The following is a 16,658-nucleotide window of genomic DNA, read 5'->3' on the forward strand; positions in this document are numbered from 1 at the left end:
CAGGCCCGTACCCGTGAAGCACTGGAGGCGGCTATCCAAACCGCGGTTGAGTGGATTTCCAGCAAGGATGCCAAAGCCTGGTTCAACCATTGTGGTTATCATGTACATCGTTCATGAATCCGCTATAAAAGGACCTACCGGTACCCGCCGGCGTGGTAAGTAGTCGGCATTTAGCTCCAGACGGCTGGGGATGAACACAGACTGAAAGCATAGGAAAGAAGAGGTAGCGACAATGTTGGCAGCGGTTGACTTTGAAATGCAAAGTTCTTTTTATTACTTTGCCGTACCTCCGCATCGAACCGCTGGAGTCGACTCAAAAACTTTAAAAGACAATGGGCATGGAAATCAACTCAGCGCTGAAAAATAGATCATCTGCAGGTGCCCTGATAGGGGGAATGTTTGGGATAGTCGTTTTTGTAATCGGGATAATTAATACTTTCTGGGGGAATGACCCGGGCTTTGGTATATTCCTTATTTTGGTATCATCTATTTATTTTCCAATGATTGATGCTTTTATTAAAAACAGAATTGGTTTTTCGATTCCACAACTTGGAAAGGTAGCGCTGGGGATTTTTGTTATATGGGCGGCTCTAGGCGTAGGCGAGCTGTTCGATAAAATAGACCTTATGCTGGCAAGTATCTAATTGCTTATTTGATAATGCTGGCTGTAAGAGCAGGAGAGGAGTATTTTCGTTCTGTGGCTTGCAGGCGCAGATATGCTCGACAATACTTTGAAAGTGTATGATTGTCAGATTGTTTATGAGAATGGACTATTGCCGGCGGTAGATAAACGCGCTCATGTATTAGGAGCGGTGACGGTCATCTACCTGCGCTTATATAGCTCATAGAGTAAAGGTATATGTGTATTTTATTGCTGCTTGCAGGTTGTGTTTATCTATCTGTAAGAGGAATGTTTAATAATAGGTGCTACTATATATTTTTTTTGCCTTAAAACTTTGTAATACAAAGCTCTTTTACTTCGTCAAAAGCATGCAGCTAACTATACAAAATGTCGCCAAAACGTACGCCAATGGGGTGCAGGCACTCAAGGACGTCTCGCTTACTATCCCAGCGGGCATGTATGGGCTGCTGGGCCCAAACGGGGCGGGGAAGTCAACGCTGATGCGCATTCTGGCCACGCTGCAGGAGCCCGACGCGGGCAGCATCCAGCTCGGTGGCCTTGACGTGCTGCGCCAAAAGGACGCTGTGCGCCAGACGCTGGGCTACTTGCCGCAGGAATTCGGTGTATACCCCAAAGCCCGCGCCGAGGACCTGCTAGATTATTTCGCTGTGCTGAAGGGCATTACCGCGCAGCGGGCACGCCGGGAGGTGGTTGAGCGGCTATTGCGCCAAACCAACCTGTGGGAGGTGCGCCGGCAACGGCTGGGCGGCTTTTCGGGCGGTATGAAGCAGCGGTTCGGCGTGGCCGTGGCACTGCTGGGCAACCCTCAGCTGCTGATTGTGGACGAGCCCACGGCAGGCCTGGACCCCGCCGAGCGCGTGCGCTTCCTCAACCTGCTCAGCGAGTTGGGCGAGCAGAGCGTGGTCATCCTTTCCACGCACATCGTGGAAGACGTAGCCGAGCTGTGCACCCACATGGCCATCATCAACCGCGGGCAAATCCTGCTCGAAGCCGAGCCGCTGCGGGCTGTGGAGGCACTGCAGGGCCGCATCTGGCGCCGAATCGTGGAGAAAAGCGCCTTGCCCCAGCTGGAGCAGGAATACAACGTAATTTCGACCAAGCTGTTGAGCGGCCGCACCCTGGTGCACATCTACAGCGAAGAAGCGCTGGGCGGTGGCTTCGAGCCCATAGCCCCGGACCTGGAAGACGTGTACTTCAGCACCATGGCCGGGCACTGCGGACGAGCGGTAGCCCAACCGAATGAGCAGGTGCAGGTATGAAGTTCGGCAAGATCTTTCGCTACGAATTCCGCTACCAGCTGAGCCACGTCTCGACCTGGCTGTTTCTGGCGGTAATGCTGCTGTTGCCCGTGCTGCTGACCAAAATCAGCACCCCCACCGACGGCACCTACCACAACGCGCCGTCGGCCATTGCCTTCTTCACGGTGGGCAGCAGCGTGCTCTGGCTGCTCATGGCCGGAGCCATCAGCGGCGACGCGGCCGCGCGCGACGTGCAGACGCGGATGCACCCGCTGATGTACACCGTGCCCGTCAGCAAGGCCAGCTACCTAGGCGGCCGGTTTCTGGCCGCTTTCGCGCTGAACGCCCTGCTGCTGCTGGCGGTGCAGCTGGGCCTGATGCTCGGCTTTCAGTTGCCGGGCAGCCGGGAGGGCGTGCTGCTGGGCCCGTTTCGGCCCGAGGCCTACCTCACCGCTTACGCCTTCCTGAGCTTGCCCATGGCCCTGGTGGGCACCACGGTGCAGTTTGCGGTGGCGACCCTTACGCGGCGGCCCATCACCAGCTACCTCGGCAGCGTGTCACTGTTTATCACCTCCCACTTCGTGGTGATGATTATGGCCCAGTACGTGGGCTGGTGGGGGCTGACCAAACTGCTGGACCTCGTGGGCTTCGGCAGCGTGCTGAGCAGCGAGCTGGAAACCTGGACCCCGGTGGAGCAGAATACCCGGCTGTTTGTGCCCAAGGGCCTGCTGCTCTGGAACCGCCTCATCTGGCTGGGCGTGGCGCTGGGCCTACTGGCCTTTACGTACGTCCGCTTTCACCTTGGCCACCCCGCTGCCGGTAGCCAGGGCCGCCGCTGGTGGCGCCGGGCTACGGCCAAGGTGCCAGCCCCAGCGGTGGTCAGCAGCCCGGTTACGTTGGTAGCGGTGCCGCGCTCCTTCGGTTTTGCGACGCACCTCCGGCAAGCACTGGCCGTAGCCTGGTCGTCCTTTGGGAAGCTGGCCCGGAGCCGCGTCGGGCTCACGCTCGTGACGATTCTGGCGCTGGGCTCGGCGTTGCTCGGGTCGGAGTTTATGCAGCAGAATACCATTCCGCTGTATCCGACCACCCAGCAGGTGGTTGAGTTTCTGACGCCGCCCCTCGGCAACGTCAAGACTCCCTGGATCATCATTCCGCTGCTGCTTATGTACTTCGCCGGGGAGCTGGTGTGGCGGGAGCGGGAAGCCGGTATGAGCGACATTGCCGACGCGGCGCCGGTGCCGGAGTGGGCTCTTTTCGCGGGGAAGTTCCTCGGGCTCGGGCTGCTGCTCGTGGTGTGGATGGGCATTCTGCTGCTGGGCGGGGTGCTGCTGCAAAGCATCCTCGGCTACCACCATTTTGAAATCGGGCTGTATCTGCAGACGCTCTTCGGGCTGCAGCTGGTGGAGTACCTGCTCTTCGCCCTGCTGGCGCTGGCCGTGCACGCGCTGGTAAATCAGAAATACGTGGGCCACTTGGTGCTGCTGCTCGCGCTGGGCTACATCGGCTTTGCGGGCAAGCTCGGCATTCACCATCACCTGCTGGTGTTCGGCGGAGCACCCGACTGGTCGTACACCGATATCCGCGGTTTCGGGGCTTCGCTCGGGCCCTGGCTGTGGTTTAAGGCCTACTGGATGGCGTGGGCGCTGCTGCTCGCGGTGGTGGCCTGCCTGCTTTGGCCCCGGGGCAAGCAGATGAGCTTCGGTGCGCGGGTCGCGCTGGCGCGCGGCCGCTTCACGCGGCCCACGGCCGCGGCGGCTGGTCTGGCTGCCGGGCTGGTGTTGGCGCTGGGCGGATTCATTTTCTACAACACCAACATTCGCAACGACTACACCACGGCGGCGGACCGCACCCGGCAGCGGGCCGAGTATGAGCGGCGCTACGCCCGGTACGCCCGCCGCCCGCAACCGGCCCTGACCAGTGCCAAGCTGGAGGTGGAGCTGTACCCCGAGCAGCAGGCCGTGACGATTCGGGGCACGTACCGCTTGGTCAACCGCAGCGCCGCGCCGCTCGATTCCATTCACCTGGCGCCCGCGCCGGACGTGGAAACCAGCGCCGTGTCCTTTGGCCGCCCGGCTACCCAGGTGCTGTCCGACGACGAAGTGAATTACCGCATCTACAAGCTCGCCCAACCTTTGCAGCCCGGCGACTCCCTGCAGCTCAGCTTCCGGGTACAGGCCCGGCCGCAAGGCTTTGGCAACAGCGGCGTTAACGCTCTGGTGGAGCACTCGGGCACTTACCTGATGTACCAGGACGCGTTGCCCGGCATCGGCTACCAGCCCATGCGCGAGCTGCGCGAGGCGGGCCTGCGCCAGCAATACGGCCTGCGTCCGCGCCCCGACATTCCCTCGCTCTACGACATGGCCGCCCGCGAGAAATCAACCCGCGGCGACTGGATGCTGCTCGACGCGGTGGTGAGTACCACGCCCGACCAAGTGGCCGTGGCGCCGGGGCAACTGCGCCGAACCTGGACCGCTGGTGGCCGCCGCTACTTTCATTACGTGACGGATGCGCCGATTCAAAACCAGGCGGCTTTCTTCTCGGCGCCCTACGCCGTGCGCCAAACGCAGTGGACGGATACTGCGGCAACCGGGGCGGGCCAACGGGTTTCCATCAGCCTGTACTACTACCCGGGGCACGCGGCCAACGTGGAGCGGATGCTGCGCAGCATTCGTGCTTCTCTGGGGTACTACACGGCGCAGTTTGGCCGCTACCCCTACGGGCACCTGACGGTGGTGGAGCGGGCCGGTAACGAAGGCGAGCTGAACGCCGAAGCCAGCACCATCGATTACGGCGAGCAGTTTGCTCTGATGCGCCCCGACGACAGCCCCAGCGGCTTCGATCTGCCTTACTACGTGCTGGCCCACGAGATGGGGCACCAGTTTGGCGGGGCCTACGCCTCCGTGGAAGGCGTGCAGGTGATGGCCGAAGGCCTGGCCGTGTACTCGGGGATGCAGGTGCTGGAGCAGGGCTACGGCTACGGCCACCTGCGCCGCTACCTAAGCTTCCTGCGGCAGTCCTACGAGGTGCCCCGCTCACGGGCCATGGCGCCGCTGCTGCGCTCCGACAACGCGTTTCTGGGCTACCGCAAGGGGCCGCTGGCGCTGTACGCGCTGAGCAAATACATCGGGCGGGACAAGGTAAACGCGGCGGTGCGGCGCATGATTGCCGAGCACGATGCGCCCACGGCGCCGCTGGCCACCACCCTCGACCTGTACCGGGAGCTACGCGCCGCCACGCCCGATTCGCTGCACTACCTGCTGCGCGACCTATTCGAAACCAATACTTACTGGGAGCTGAAAACCGAGCAGGCCGTGGCCCAGCAAACCGCCGCCAGCCGCTGGCAGGTAACCCTTGATGTGCAGGCGCGCAAGCTGGTGGTCGACAGCGCGGGGGCGGAGCGCGAAGTGCCCATGAATGACTGGGTGGAAATCGGCGTGCTGGCGCCCCGCGCAAAAAACGAGGACTATGCCCAGCCGCTTTACCTGCAGAAGCACCGCATCCGCACGGGTCGGCAGACGATACGGGTGACCGTGCCCGGCCAGCCCGCCCGCGCCGGCATCGATCCGTACCTGCTGCTCATTGATGTGGTCGGCGACAACAACGTGCAGCCGGTGAAGCTGGGCCGCTGAGGACGCGCCGCGCAGCCCGGCAGCCAACATCCGCAGGCAGGGGAGGGGGCTGACAGGGAGGAAAAGTGCCGGCAGCGGCAGCAGGCGGGCCGTCATCGGGTAGATGGCGGCCCGCCTTCGATTAGAAGGCTTCGGTTGCTACCGCTGTGGAGGTTATACTTGCGTAGTTTTTTTGTTTTTTCGCTGCTCCTCCGCGCCGGCCAGGGCCACCTGGCGGCAAGTCTTTTCCCACATGAAGCACCCCGTGTACTCATTGCGTTTCCCTTCTTCTCGATCCGCCGCCCAGTGGCTGCTGTTGCTCTGCCTGGGGCTGTTCGGGGCCGCGGCGCAGGCCGAAGAAATCAAGTCGCCCAACGGGCAGCTCACGCTTAACTTCAACCTGCAATCGGGCGGCGTGCCGACTTACCGGCTCCGCTACAAGGGGCGCGACGTCATCAAAACCAGCAAGCTGGGTCTGGAGCTGAAGGGCACCACCAGCCTGCAAAGCGGCTTCACGCAGACGGCCAACCAGACCCGCTCCTTCGACGAGACATGGCAGCCGGTGTGGGGCGAGGCCAAGACCATCCGCAACCACTACAACGAGCTGGCCGTCACGCTCACGCAGGCCGAAACGCAGCGCACCATCCGCGTGCGTTTCCGCGTGTTCGACGACGGGCTGGGCTTCCGCTACGAATTCCCGCGCCAGCCCAAGCTCGACTACTTCACCATCAAGGAGGAGCGCACGCAGTTTGCCCTGGCCGGCGACCATAAAGCCTTCTGGCTGCCTGGCGACTACGACACCCAGGAGTACAGCACCGTCACTTCCAAGCTCTCGGAAGTGCGCGGCAAGATGAAGGCCGCCACCACGCCCAATGCCTCGCAGACGCCGTTTTCGCCCACGGGCCTGCAGACGCCGCTGATGCTCAAAAGTCAGGACGGCCTGTACATCAACATCCACGAAGCCGCGCTCATCGACTACTCCTGCATGCACCTGGAGCTGGACGACAAAACGATGACGCTGGAGTCGCACCTGACGCCCGACGCGGTGGGCGACAAGGGCCTGATTCAGACGCCCGCCAACTCGCCCTGGCGCACGGTTATCGTGAGCGACAAAGCGGGCGATATTCTGCTTTCCAAGCTGGTGCTGAACCTGAACGAGCCCACCAAGTTCAAGGACGTGTCGTGGATCAAGCCGGTGAAGTACGTGGGCGTGTGGTGGGAAATGATTACGGGCAAAAGCACGTGGTCGTACACCAACCTGGACAACATCAAGCTCGACTCAGTCGACTACAAGCAGGTGAAGCCCAACGGCACCCACGCGGCCAACAACCAGCGCGTGAAGCAGTACATCGACTTCGCCGCGCAGCACGGGTTTGACGCCGTGCTGGTGGAAGGCTGGAACACCGGCTGGGAAGATTGGTTCGGTAAGCACAAGGACTACGTGTTCGACTTCGTGACGCCGTACCCCGACTTCGACGTGGCCGAATTGAACCGCTACGCCCAGAGCAAGAACGTGCGCATCATCATGCACCACGAAACCTCCGGCTCGGTGCGCAACTACGAGCGGCACCTCGACACGGCTTTCCAGTTCATGAACAAGTACGGCTACACCTCGGTGAAAACCGGCTACGTGGGTGACATCGTGCCGCTGGGCCACAAGCACTACGACCAGTGGATGATCAACCACTACAACTACGTGCTGGAAAAGGCCGCCGAGCACAAGATTATGGTGAACGGGCACGAGGCGGTGCGCCCCACCGGGCTGGCCCGCACTTACCCCAACCTTATCGGCAACGAGGCCGCCCGCGGCACGGAGTACGAGTCGTTTGGCGGCAACAACGCCGACCACACCACCATCCTGCCGTTCACCCGCCTCATCGGCGGCCCGATGGACTACACGCCCGGCATCTTCCAGACCCGCATCAGCGCGCTGAATCCGCAGAACACCTCCTTTGTGCACAGCACGCTGGCCCGGCAGCTGGCCCTGTACGTGACCATGTACTCGCCCCTGCAGATGGCCGCCGACCTGCCCGAGCACTACAACCAGCACCTCGACGCCTTTCAGTTCATCAAGGACGTGGCCGTGGACTGGGACGACACCAAAGTGCTGGAAGCCGAGCCCGGTGACTACATCACCTACGCCCGCAAGGCCAAGGGAAAGAGCAGCTGGTTTGTGGGCAGCACCTGCGACGAGCAGGGCCGCACCTCCAAAATCGACCTGAGCTTCCTGGAGCCCGGCAAGAAGTACACGGCCACCATCTACGCCGATGCCAAGGACGCGCACTACGAGAAGAACCCGCAGGCCTACCAGATCCGCAAGCAGACGGTGACCCGCAAAACCAAGTTGACGCAGCTCTGCGCCCCCGGCGGCGGCTACGCCATCAGCCTGGTGGAAGCCGGCCGCTAGGCTACCCAAAGGCTAACAAAAAGCCGCGTCCCTTGCTGGGGCGCGGCTTTTTTTGGTTTAATCAGTAAGGGCGGAGTGGCCGCGGGTTACTGGGCCAGGTCAGCCAGCCACGTCACGCGGAAGAACCGGCGGTGCACTTCCAGGGCCCGCAGCACGGCTTGGCGGAGCTTTTCGCCTCCGATCTGGCGCGAAAGGGCTGTGTCATGGTGGTGAAACTGATCGGCTACCCAGCGGGCGGTGCGGGCCGTGCCCCAGCTGGCCCAGAGCGGGTAGGGCAGGTCCCAGCGCCAGGGCACGGCGGTATCGGGCGAGAGCTGCACCACCAGGTGGATTTCGGCAACGGATTTGTTCTTTTCAACCAAAGCGCGCACGTTGGGAGTAGGTGGCATGACGGAAGGAGCATTTGAGGGGGTGGAAGTCGATGGCAAGGGCCCAGGCCGTAAGGAAGCCGGAGCCGCGGTGCTGGGTGAAGCGCATCCTTATACGGATTTATCGTGCAGACTGCTACGTGGTTGCCCCGAAATCGGGGTAAATACTTAGGAGTTCGACAAGGACGCGCAGCGCTGCAAATCCTGTAATCCGTAGGCGTAATGTTGTACCGCGGGCGGGGAGCTAAGCGGCTCCGGGCGAATGTTGTAAGGTCGGGAAGCGAATTATGCACATCCCGCGGAGGCCCGAGCCGGTTTATTTGCGGTGGGATGCTCCCACCCAACTCAGGACGCTTACACCCGTGAATACTGCCCACCACCCCTTGCCCGCTGGCAGCCCGCCCGCTGCTCCTGCCGAAGCCCCGCAAACGGCTACGCTGGACATCGAGGGCATGACCTGCGCCTCCTGCTCCAACTTCGTGGAGCGGGCCCTGCGCCGCACACCTGGCGTGCAGCAGGCCACCGTGAACCTGGCCAGCGAGAAGGCCACCGTCGAGTACCTGCCCAGCCAGATTGACCGCGCCGGGCTGAAGGCCGCCGTGGAAAAAGCGGGCTACGGCGTGCACGAGCCGGTGACGCCGCCCGCGCCCGGCCTGGCCTCGGCCAACGCCGACGAGCTGGCGCAGCGCAAAGCCCAGGCCTACGCCCATTTGGTGCGGCGCTTTCAGGTGGCCGTCGGGCTGGCCGCGCTCATCATGCCCCTGAGCATGCTCATGCTCTGGCCCCGGCTGATGCACCTGATTCCGACGCCGGTGCTCAACTACGTGCTGCTCATGCTCACGCTGCCCGTGCTCCTGTACAGCGGCCGCGAGTTCTACGTGTCGGCCTGGAACGGGCTGCGCCACCGCACCGCCAGCATGGACACGCTCATTGCGGTGGGCACCGGCGCGGCGTTTCTCTACAGCCTGGTGGCCACGGTAGCGCCGCACTTTTTCATGCAGCGCGGCCTCATGCCCGAGGTGTACTACGACACCACCGCCACCATCATTGCCCTGATTCTGCTGGGCAAGGTGCTGGAAAGCCGGGCCAAGCAGAAAACCTCGGCCGCCATCAAAGCCCTGATGAGCCTGCAGGCCAAAACCGCCCGCGTGCTGCGCGGCGGGCAGGAAGTCGACGTGCCCATCGAGCAGGTGCGTCTGGGCGACGAAGTGCTGGTACGCCCCGGCGAGAAAGTAGCCACCGACGGCGTCATCCTCAGCGGGCACTCGGCCCTCGACGAATCCATGCTCACCGGGGAAAGCCTGCCGGTGGAAAAACGGGCCGGCGACGCCGTGTTCGGCGCCACCCTCAACAAGACCGGGGCCTTTCGCTTCCGCGTGACCAAGGTGGGCGCCGAAACCATGCTCGCGCATATTGTGCGCCTGGTGGAAGAGGCCCAGGGCAGCCGCGCGCCCATTCAGCGCCTGGCCGACAAGGTCAGCGCCGTGTTCGTGCCGGTGGTCGTCATCATTGCCATTCTCACATTTGTGGCCTGGTTTGATCTGGCCACCCCGGCGCAGCGCCTGCCGCTGGCGCTGACCAACTTCGTGGCCGTGCTCATCATTGCCTGCCCCTGCGCGCTGGGGCTGGCTACGCCCACAGCCATCATGGTGGGCACGGGCAAGGGCGCCGAGCACGGCGTGCTCATCCGCAACGGCGAGGCCCTGGAAAAGGCCTACCAAGTGGATACCGTGTTGCTCGACAAAACCGGCACCATCACCCGCGGCGAGCCGGGCGTGACGGACTTTGTGCCCGCCGCCGGTTCTGACGCTGCCGAACTGCTAGCTACCCTGGCCGCCGTGGAGCGGCACTCAGAGCACCCGCTGGCCGAGGCCGTGGTGCGCTACGCTGAGGGCAAGGGAGCAGGGCGACTGGAAGCCGAGGGTTTCCAGGCCCACGAAGGCCGCGGAGCCGCCGCCCGCGTGGCCGGCCGGCAGGTGCTCATCGGCAACCGCCGCCTGCTGGCCGAGCACGGCGTGGCCCTGACGCCCGCACTAGAAGCGCAGGCGCAGCAGTTGCTCGGCGAGGCCAAAACCGTGCTCTACGCCGCCATCGACGGGCGGCCGGCGGCGCTGCTGGCCCTGGCCGATACCGTGCGCGACACCTCGGCCGCTGCTATCCGCCGCCTGCAGCAGCAAGGGCTGGAAGTGGTGATGATGACCGGCGACAACCCCCAAACGGCTGCCCGGGTAGCCGAGCAGGTGGGCATCACTCGGTACTTCGCCGAGGTGCTGCCCCAGGACAAAGCCGGCACCGTGAAAGCCCTGCAGGCCGAGGGCCGCACCGTAGCCATGGTGGGCGACGGCATCAACGACGCGCCCGCGCTGGCCCAGGCCAATATCGGCCTGGCCATCGGCTCGGGTACCGACGTGGCCATGGAGGCGGCCGGCATCACCCTCATGCGCTCCGATCTGCAGGGTGTGGTCACGGCCATCGAGTTGTCGCGCCAAACCATGCGCACCATCCGCCAAAACCTGTTTTTCGCCTTCATCTACAACACGCTGGGTATTCCGGTGGCGGCCGGGCTGCTATATCCTGTCACCGGCTGGCTGCTCTCGCCCATGCTGGCGGCCGCGGCCATGGCCCTTAGCTCGGTATCGGTGCTCACCAACTCGCTGCGCCTGCGCGCCTACCGGCCGCGCTAGTCCGGCGCTTTGCCTTCTTCGCTCATGGATACTGCCCAACTACTGGTTACGGCGGGCGGCGCGGGGCTTATTGCCCTGGTCGTCTGGTTTTTCTTCTTTGCCCCGCACCGCGTGGCTGCGGCCGTGGCCGGTACTGGCGGCGTGCAGCAGGTCGACATCACGGTGAAGGGCGGCTACTCACCTGACGTCATCGAGGTGGAGCGCGGCCGGCTGGTGCAGCTCAACTTCTACCGCGCCGAAGACAACAGCTGCTCAGAGGAGCTGTTGCTGCCCGATTTTCAGATTCGGCGCGAGCTCCCCCCGTTCCAGACCACGGCCATCGAGCTGCTGCCCCGGCAGCCCGGCCGCTACGAATTCACCTGCGGCATGCACATGCTGCGCGGCAGCCTGGTAGTCAAGTAAGCCCGTAGCGCCCGGCGTAGTACCTTGCGCCGGGCAAGGCGGCTGACCGGCTGTGGCCGCTCGTTTTTGTTTGTTTTCTTTCGATGAATCAACCCCGCCGCTGGAGCCGCTTCCTGCGCCCCTCTCTGTACGTGCTGATACCTGCCACCTTGTACGCCACCGGCCTACACACCGAAGTGCTGGGGCGGATGCAGCAGGGGATGTTGGCCACTGGCCTGTTTCGGCCGGCAGCCACATTGCCTGCCAAGCCGGGCCCCAAGGCCGATTACGCCCTGGCCCTGCGCACCCTCGACGGCCAGCCGACCACGCTGGCGCAGCTGCGCGGTAAGGTTATTCTGCTCAACTTCTGGGCTACCTGGTGCCCGCCCTGCGTGGCCGAAATGCCGGGCCTGGAGCGTCTGCACCAGAAAACCAAAAAAGATAACATCGCCGTGGTGCTGGTGTCGCTGGACCAGAACCCGGACAAAGCCCGGCGCTTCGTGGCCCGGCGCGGCTTCACCGCCCCCGTCTACACGCTCGGCGACGCGCTGCCCGCCACCTACGCCACCGAGTCGATTCCGACTACGTTCATCATCGCGCCCAACGGCGACATTGTGGACCGCCACGAGGGTATGGCCGATTACGACAACGAGCAGATGCTGCGCTTTCTGCGCCAGCTAAAAGGTCGGTAGCAAACGGGGTAGGGCATTGCTTCTGCTTGGCAAAATGCCTTGCCTGGTGGGCTATCAGGCCTGCCCAAAGCAGCTAGTCGGTTAAACAGTTGCGGGCGCCCTCTCCAACCCACGCCGCCGGGCTGCGTTAGGGAAAGCATTTGCTTTCCGCGTATGGCTGCTCCCGTTTCGTCTCCCCGCCTCACCGAAGGCCCCATTCTGCAGTCCTTGCTGCGGCTGGCCCTGCCCATCGTGCTGGCCAACCTGCTGCAAACGGGCTACCAGCTCGTCGATGCGTTTTGGGTAGGCCGGCTCGGGGCCGATGCGGTGGCGGCGGTAGCGGTGAGCTTCCCCATCAACTTCCTGCTCGTGGCGCTGGGCTCGGGGTTTTCGGTGGCCGGCTCGGTGCTGGTGGCCCAGAACTTCGGGGCGCGTAACCTCGGCATGGTCAACCACGTGGCGGCCCAGACGCTGGCGCTGGAGCTGGTGCTATCGGTGCTGCTGACGGTCGTGGCCTACTTCGCTTCGCCCGCGCTGCTGCACCTCATCGGAGTAGGGGCCGATATCTTCACCGAGGCCGATGCCTTTCAGCGGGTGCTGTTCCTGGGCCTGCCGCTGAACTTCGGCTTCATCATGTTTCAGGCCCTGATGCGGGGCGTGGGGCAGGTGCGCATCCCGCTCTACATCAACCTGCTGGCCCTGGCGCTGAACTTCCTGCTCGACCCGCTTTTCATCTACGGCTGGGGCCCCGTGCCGGGGCTGGGCGTGGCCGGGGCGGCCATGGCTACCGTGAGCACGCAGGGCCTGTCGATGGTGCTGGGCATGGCGGTGTTGCTGCGCGGGCGCTCGGGCATTGCGCTAAGCTTCCGCGGCTTCCGCCCCGATTTCCAGCTCATGCAGCGCGCTTTCACCCTCGGCGTGCCCTCGTCCATTGATTTGTCGGCGCGGGCCCTGGGCCTGTCGATGATGACTACGCTGGCGGCCGGCTTCGGCACTACGGTGCTGGCCACGTACGGCATCGGCTCGCGGCTGCTGGCCATCGGGATTATCCCGGCGCTGGGCATTTCGCTGGCCTGCTCCACCCTGGTGGCCCAGAACATCGGCGCGCGCAACCCCGAGCGGGCCCTGCACACGGCCCGCTACGCCATCGGGGTGAGCTTCACGTTGCTGCTGCTGGTGGGCGCGGCCGTGTTCGTGGCGGCCGAGCCGCTGGTGCGCTTTTTCCTGGCCGGCGACGAAGCCGTGACACGCGACGCGGTGGAATTTGTGCGTATTGCCGCTGGCAGCCTGTGCTTTACGGGCGTGCAGCAATCCGTATCGGGGGCGCTGCGCGGCACCGGCAACACGCTGACGGCCATGATGCTGACCATCGTCAGTACCTGGGTGCTACAGTTCCCTGTTGCCTGGTACCTGTCGAGCCACACCGACCTGGGCTTCCGCGGGCTGTGGTGGTCGTTTGTGGTGTCCAACGTGCTGGCCGCCTCGGTGTCGCTGCTGCTGTTTCTGCGGGGCCGTTGGCTGCGCAAGGACCTAGTCGATCCGCTGCAAAACGAAGTAGACGCGCTCAGCCCCGTGGCCGAAGAGCGCACTTGAGCCGCAACGGCCGAATACTGATGGCGACCAGGCGTAGCCCGGGTACAAAATCGGCCCCCGGCCGCACGCGTGCGGCCGGGGGCCAAAGCTTTCATAACGGCGCCCGGGAAATTAAGCCGGTTGCAGCAGCTCATCGGTGGCCACCTCGGCGCTGAAGTAATCGGCGAGGCTGGGAATCAGCAGCTGCAGGTCGGTGGGCTTGTAGCCGGGCGGGAACTGGTAGCCGTTGATGAAGAGCGTGGGGGTGCGCTTGATGTGCTGCTGGCGGCTCCACAGGTTGTGCTGCGTCACAAGCTGGGTGCTCAGCGCATGGTCGCCGCTGAAGTCGGCGGGATGCGTGGCGCCGAAACGCTCCGGGTTCATCACCGCGTACCAGGCATGGATCATGTCGCTGGTGCGCTGCGACTGATCGGGCGTGCCCCACACGTGCGTCAGCCAGTGCTGCAGCAGGTACTGCGTGCTCGTCGGGAATTTGCCGGAGTCGGCCCCGCTGATAACCCAGCGCATGCGCAGCTTCAGCTGCTCGGGGTAAAGCTGGAGCAGGTGGTCCAGGCGCGCGTGCATGTGTTTGCAGGGCGCGCAGAAGGGGTTGCTCACCATGATGATTTCGACCGGCGCCTCGGGGTTGCCGATGACCATTTCCTGCGCGAATTCGCGGGTATCGGCGCGCGGCTGCTGTTGCAATGCGGCGGTGAACAGCTCTATCGCGTTTTTGCCCTGCTGCAACTGCTGCTTACGCTTGAGCAAATCGTTGTGGCGCTGGCCGTACTGCTTCAGCAACACCACCAGGCCCGCAATAGCCAGCAGCGCCAAGGCGGCATTCAGCACCGCTACCGGCGCCAGCGTACCAAGGGTAAATTGTCCGGCGGCAAAAGCGTACACGGCCAGGCCGGCCTGCACCAGCAGCACGGCATCCACGCCCAGGCACAGGCGGCACCAGGCCTTGGCCACGGCATATTGGTAATAGACCGACAATGCCACCACCGGCAGGCCCAGGACCGCCGCAATGCCGAGCAAGGGATATACGCCCGGCCTTAGATCAGGCGCCAGCGCCAGGCTGGTCAGCACGGCTGCTTGCCAGAGAAAGTACGTGGCCGACGCATCGGAGAGCTTGAAGAAGCCCAGCACGTTGACGGGGTCGGTGTGCAGCACGTCGTCGCAGCCGGCCTGGGGGCCGCCACCGCAAAACTCCGCTACCAGCTCTTGCGCAAAGTCCAGGTCGCTGGCAAACAATAGGTAGCTGATAAAGCCGCCAGCCAAGGCGGTGAGGTAAAAACCCGCGCCCAGCCAGCCGGCGTAGTGCAGCACCGGCTGCAGAAGGAGCAATGCCGTCAGCCCTACGGTGAGCCTGGTCACGAGCAAGAGTTTGCGCTCCGTCTCGTACCGTTCGCGCTGCTCCTTATCCGGGGCCACGCGCATGCCGTCGATCTGCAGCAGGATGCCGCTCCACCCGGCATCCTCGCGCCGGGCCGCGGCCAGCTCCGCCGCGTTGCGGATCAGCAGCAGGTCGCCGCCGTTGCGCTCCACGTGCGCCAGGTACGGAAACGCCACGTCGGGCAGGTCTTCGTCGGCAAACTGCGCCGCCAGACTGTTGACGCCCAGGCTGTCGAGCACATCCGACACGCTCAGCAGCGAAGGATAATCGGGGTGCGAGCGGACCAGGTCGATAAACTCGTGCCGAGCCACCGGCAGCCGCTGCAGCTGTAAAAATCGGGCTACTACTTGCTCCATGGGAGAACGGATAAGGAGTGGGAAATACAGACGAGAAATCAATGCTCGGTCCGCGCTAGCGCCGAGAGCTGATTGAAGAGCCGCTCCAGCAGGCGCTGGTCGCGGGTAATGACTTCGGCCGTGGCCGTCATGCCGAGCTTGTAGCTGAGCTTTTTGCCGCGGGAAGTCACTAAGTCGCTCGGCAGGCTGACTTCGGCCACGTAGCCCTCCTGCAGCGGAATTTCCGCCACCGACTTTACCGTGCCCCGCACCAAACCGAATTCCTGGTAAGGGTAGCCGTTGAAGCGGATGAGCACCGTCTGGCCCACCTGTACCTTGCCGGCGTTTTGCTGCGCGATGCGCATCTGACCGGCATAGGAGGTGTTGCCGGGCGCCACGTAAAAGAGTATCTGCCCGGTGCTCACCTGCTGATTTTCCTGCAGGGGCAGCGGAAAAAACACCCGACCGGGGCTGGGCGCCCGCACCACGTACTTTCGCTCCCACTCATCGGTAGCGCTCTGCAGCGCGTTCAGGGCTTGCAAAAACTGGTCGCGCTGCTCGGTCATGGACTTGTCCAGCTCCAGCAGTTCCTGCTGTTTGCCGCGCTGGGCGGTGGCGTTGCTGATGAGCGAGGAGGCCGTTTGGCGGTAAGGCAGCTGCTGAGCCAGCAGCTTGCTTTTCTCGCGCTGCAGGTCGATGGGCGCAATGACTTTCTGCTGGGCCAGGCCCTGTTGCAGCTGGTAGTCGTTTTCGGCCAGGGCCAGCGCCTGCCCCTGAATGGCCTGCTGCTGCTCCAGGTTGCGGGACATGGCCTGCAGGTCGCCGAGCTCCTGCCGCAACAGGGTCCGCTGCCGGGCAAAAAAGCCCTGCGTGAGGTACGTGCGCAGCTGCAGATGTGCCAGGGCAAAGGGCTGATAAGCCGCCTGCAGCTCCCCGAGCTGGTGAAACTGCGCCAACGGCAGCCGCGCCACCTGCTCTAGCTGGCCGGCGCTGGCCAGCTGCCAGGCCTGGCGCAGCTGCTGGCTCAGCTGCAACACCTCGTCGGGCTGAGCAGTGCTTTCCAGGTAGGCCAGCGGTGCGCCGCCGGTCACGGTGGTGCCCTCGTGCACCAATAGGCGTGTAAGGCGCCCGCCGCTACGGGCCGGAGCGGTTTTGGGAGCGTTGACGGAGGTGAGGGTGAACTTGGCCGGCACCAGGTCGGGGAAGTGGATCAGCCAGCTGCCGTAGAGCACTGCGGCCAGTAGCAGGGCAATGAGCGTGATGCTCCAGCGCACAAACCACGTGGGCTGCCGCGCCAGCATGTCCTGCACCTCCTCGGCGCGCAGCTCCACGAAGCGGGTAGGGGTAGGCATGAC

11 protein-coding genes are annotated in these 16,658 nt (G+C 63.9%); 8 read left to right on the forward strand and 3 right to left on the reverse strand.

All coding sequences use genetic code 11. The features are described 5' to 3' along the window. The first annotated feature begins 338 nt into the window (after positions 1–338). From B0919_RS22385 to B0919_RS22400, 4 genes are all read left to right on the forward strand, one after another. On the forward strand, positions 339–644 hold the full coding sequence (locus B0919_RS22385; protein WP_078014595.1) for a hypothetical protein: 306 nt from the start codon (positions 339–341) through the stop codon (positions 642–644). A 346-nt stretch (positions 645–990) separates the two neighbouring features. Then, on the forward strand, positions 991–1,902 hold the full coding sequence (locus B0919_RS22390) for an ABC transporter ATP-binding protein (protein ID WP_078014538.1): 912 nt from the start codon (positions 991–993) through the stop codon (positions 1,900–1,902). Then, positions 1,899–5,510, forward strand: coding sequence for an ABC transporter permease (locus B0919_RS22395; RefSeq protein WP_078014539.1), 3,612 nt, complete (start codon positions 1,899–1,901; stop codon positions 5,508–5,510). The genes B0919_RS22390 and B0919_RS22395 overlap by 4 nt, the downstream gene beginning before the upstream one ends. A 232-nt stretch (positions 5,511–5,742) precedes the next feature. Next, the gene (locus B0919_RS22400; protein WP_078014540.1) at positions 5,743–7,896 is read left to right on the forward strand and encodes a glycoside hydrolase family 97 protein; all 2,154 of its coding nucleotides are present in this window, start codon (positions 5,743–5,745) and stop codon (positions 7,894–7,896) included. 86 nt (positions 7,897–7,982) lie between these two features. On the opposite strand, the gene B0919_RS22405 is transcribed toward B0919_RS22400, so the two are convergent. Continuing rightward, positions 7,983–8,285 carry a hypothetical protein gene (locus tag B0919_RS22405; protein ID WP_078014541.1) on the reverse strand — a complete coding sequence of 101 codons (303 nt, stop codon included), beginning with the start codon at positions 8,283–8,285 and terminating at the stop codon, positions 7,983–7,985. Between the two features lie 341 nt (positions 8,286–8,626). Here B0919_RS22405 and B0919_RS22410 point away from each other — a divergent pair, with 341 nt between their 5' ends. From B0919_RS22410 to B0919_RS22425, 4 genes are all read left to right on the forward strand, one after another. Next, positions 8,627–10,948: a heavy metal translocating P-type ATPase gene (locus tag B0919_RS22410; RefSeq protein WP_317043908.1), complete on the forward strand. Its 2,322-nt coding sequence runs from the start codon at positions 8,627–8,629 to the stop codon at positions 10,946–10,948. 24 nt (positions 10,949–10,972) lie between these two features. Continuing rightward, positions 10,973–11,350 carry a cupredoxin domain-containing protein gene (locus B0919_RS22415; RefSeq protein ID WP_078014543.1) on the forward strand — a complete coding sequence of 126 codons (378 nt, stop codon included), beginning with the start codon at positions 10,973–10,975 and terminating at the stop codon, positions 11,348–11,350. An 83-nt stretch (positions 11,351–11,433) separates the two neighbouring features. Beyond that, positions 11,434–12,021, forward strand: a complete 588-nt coding sequence (locus tag B0919_RS22420) for a TlpA family protein disulfide reductase (protein ID WP_078014544.1) — start codon at positions 11,434–11,436, stop codon at positions 12,019–12,021. A 153-nt stretch (positions 12,022–12,174) separates the two neighbouring features. Further along, entirely contained in the window at positions 12,175–13,593 is a 1,419-nt protein-coding gene (locus tag B0919_RS22425; RefSeq protein WP_078014545.1) for an MATE family efflux transporter, read from the forward strand. Between the two features lie 111 nt (positions 13,594–13,704). Here B0919_RS22425 and B0919_RS22430 read toward each other — a convergent pair whose 3' ends face one another. Together B0919_RS22430 and B0919_RS22435 are read right to left on the reverse strand one after the other, a co-directional pair. Beyond that, entirely contained in the window at positions 13,705–15,324 is a 1,620-nt protein-coding gene (locus B0919_RS22430) for a vitamin K epoxide reductase family protein (RefSeq protein ID WP_078014546.1), read from the reverse strand. Positions 15,325–15,362: 38 nt separating this feature from the next. Then, positions 15,363–16,655 (reverse strand): HlyD family efflux transporter periplasmic adaptor subunit, encoded by a 1,293-nt coding sequence (locus B0919_RS22435; RefSeq protein WP_078014547.1) that lies wholly within the window; start codon positions 16,653–16,655, stop codon positions 15,363–15,365. Positions 16,656–16,658 lie beyond the last annotated feature (3 nt).

This window comes from Hymenobacter sp. CRA2, from assembly GCF_002007105.1.
In the GTDB taxonomy this organism is placed as follows: domain Bacteria; phylum Bacteroidota; class Bacteroidia; order Cytophagales; family Hymenobacteraceae; genus Solirubrum.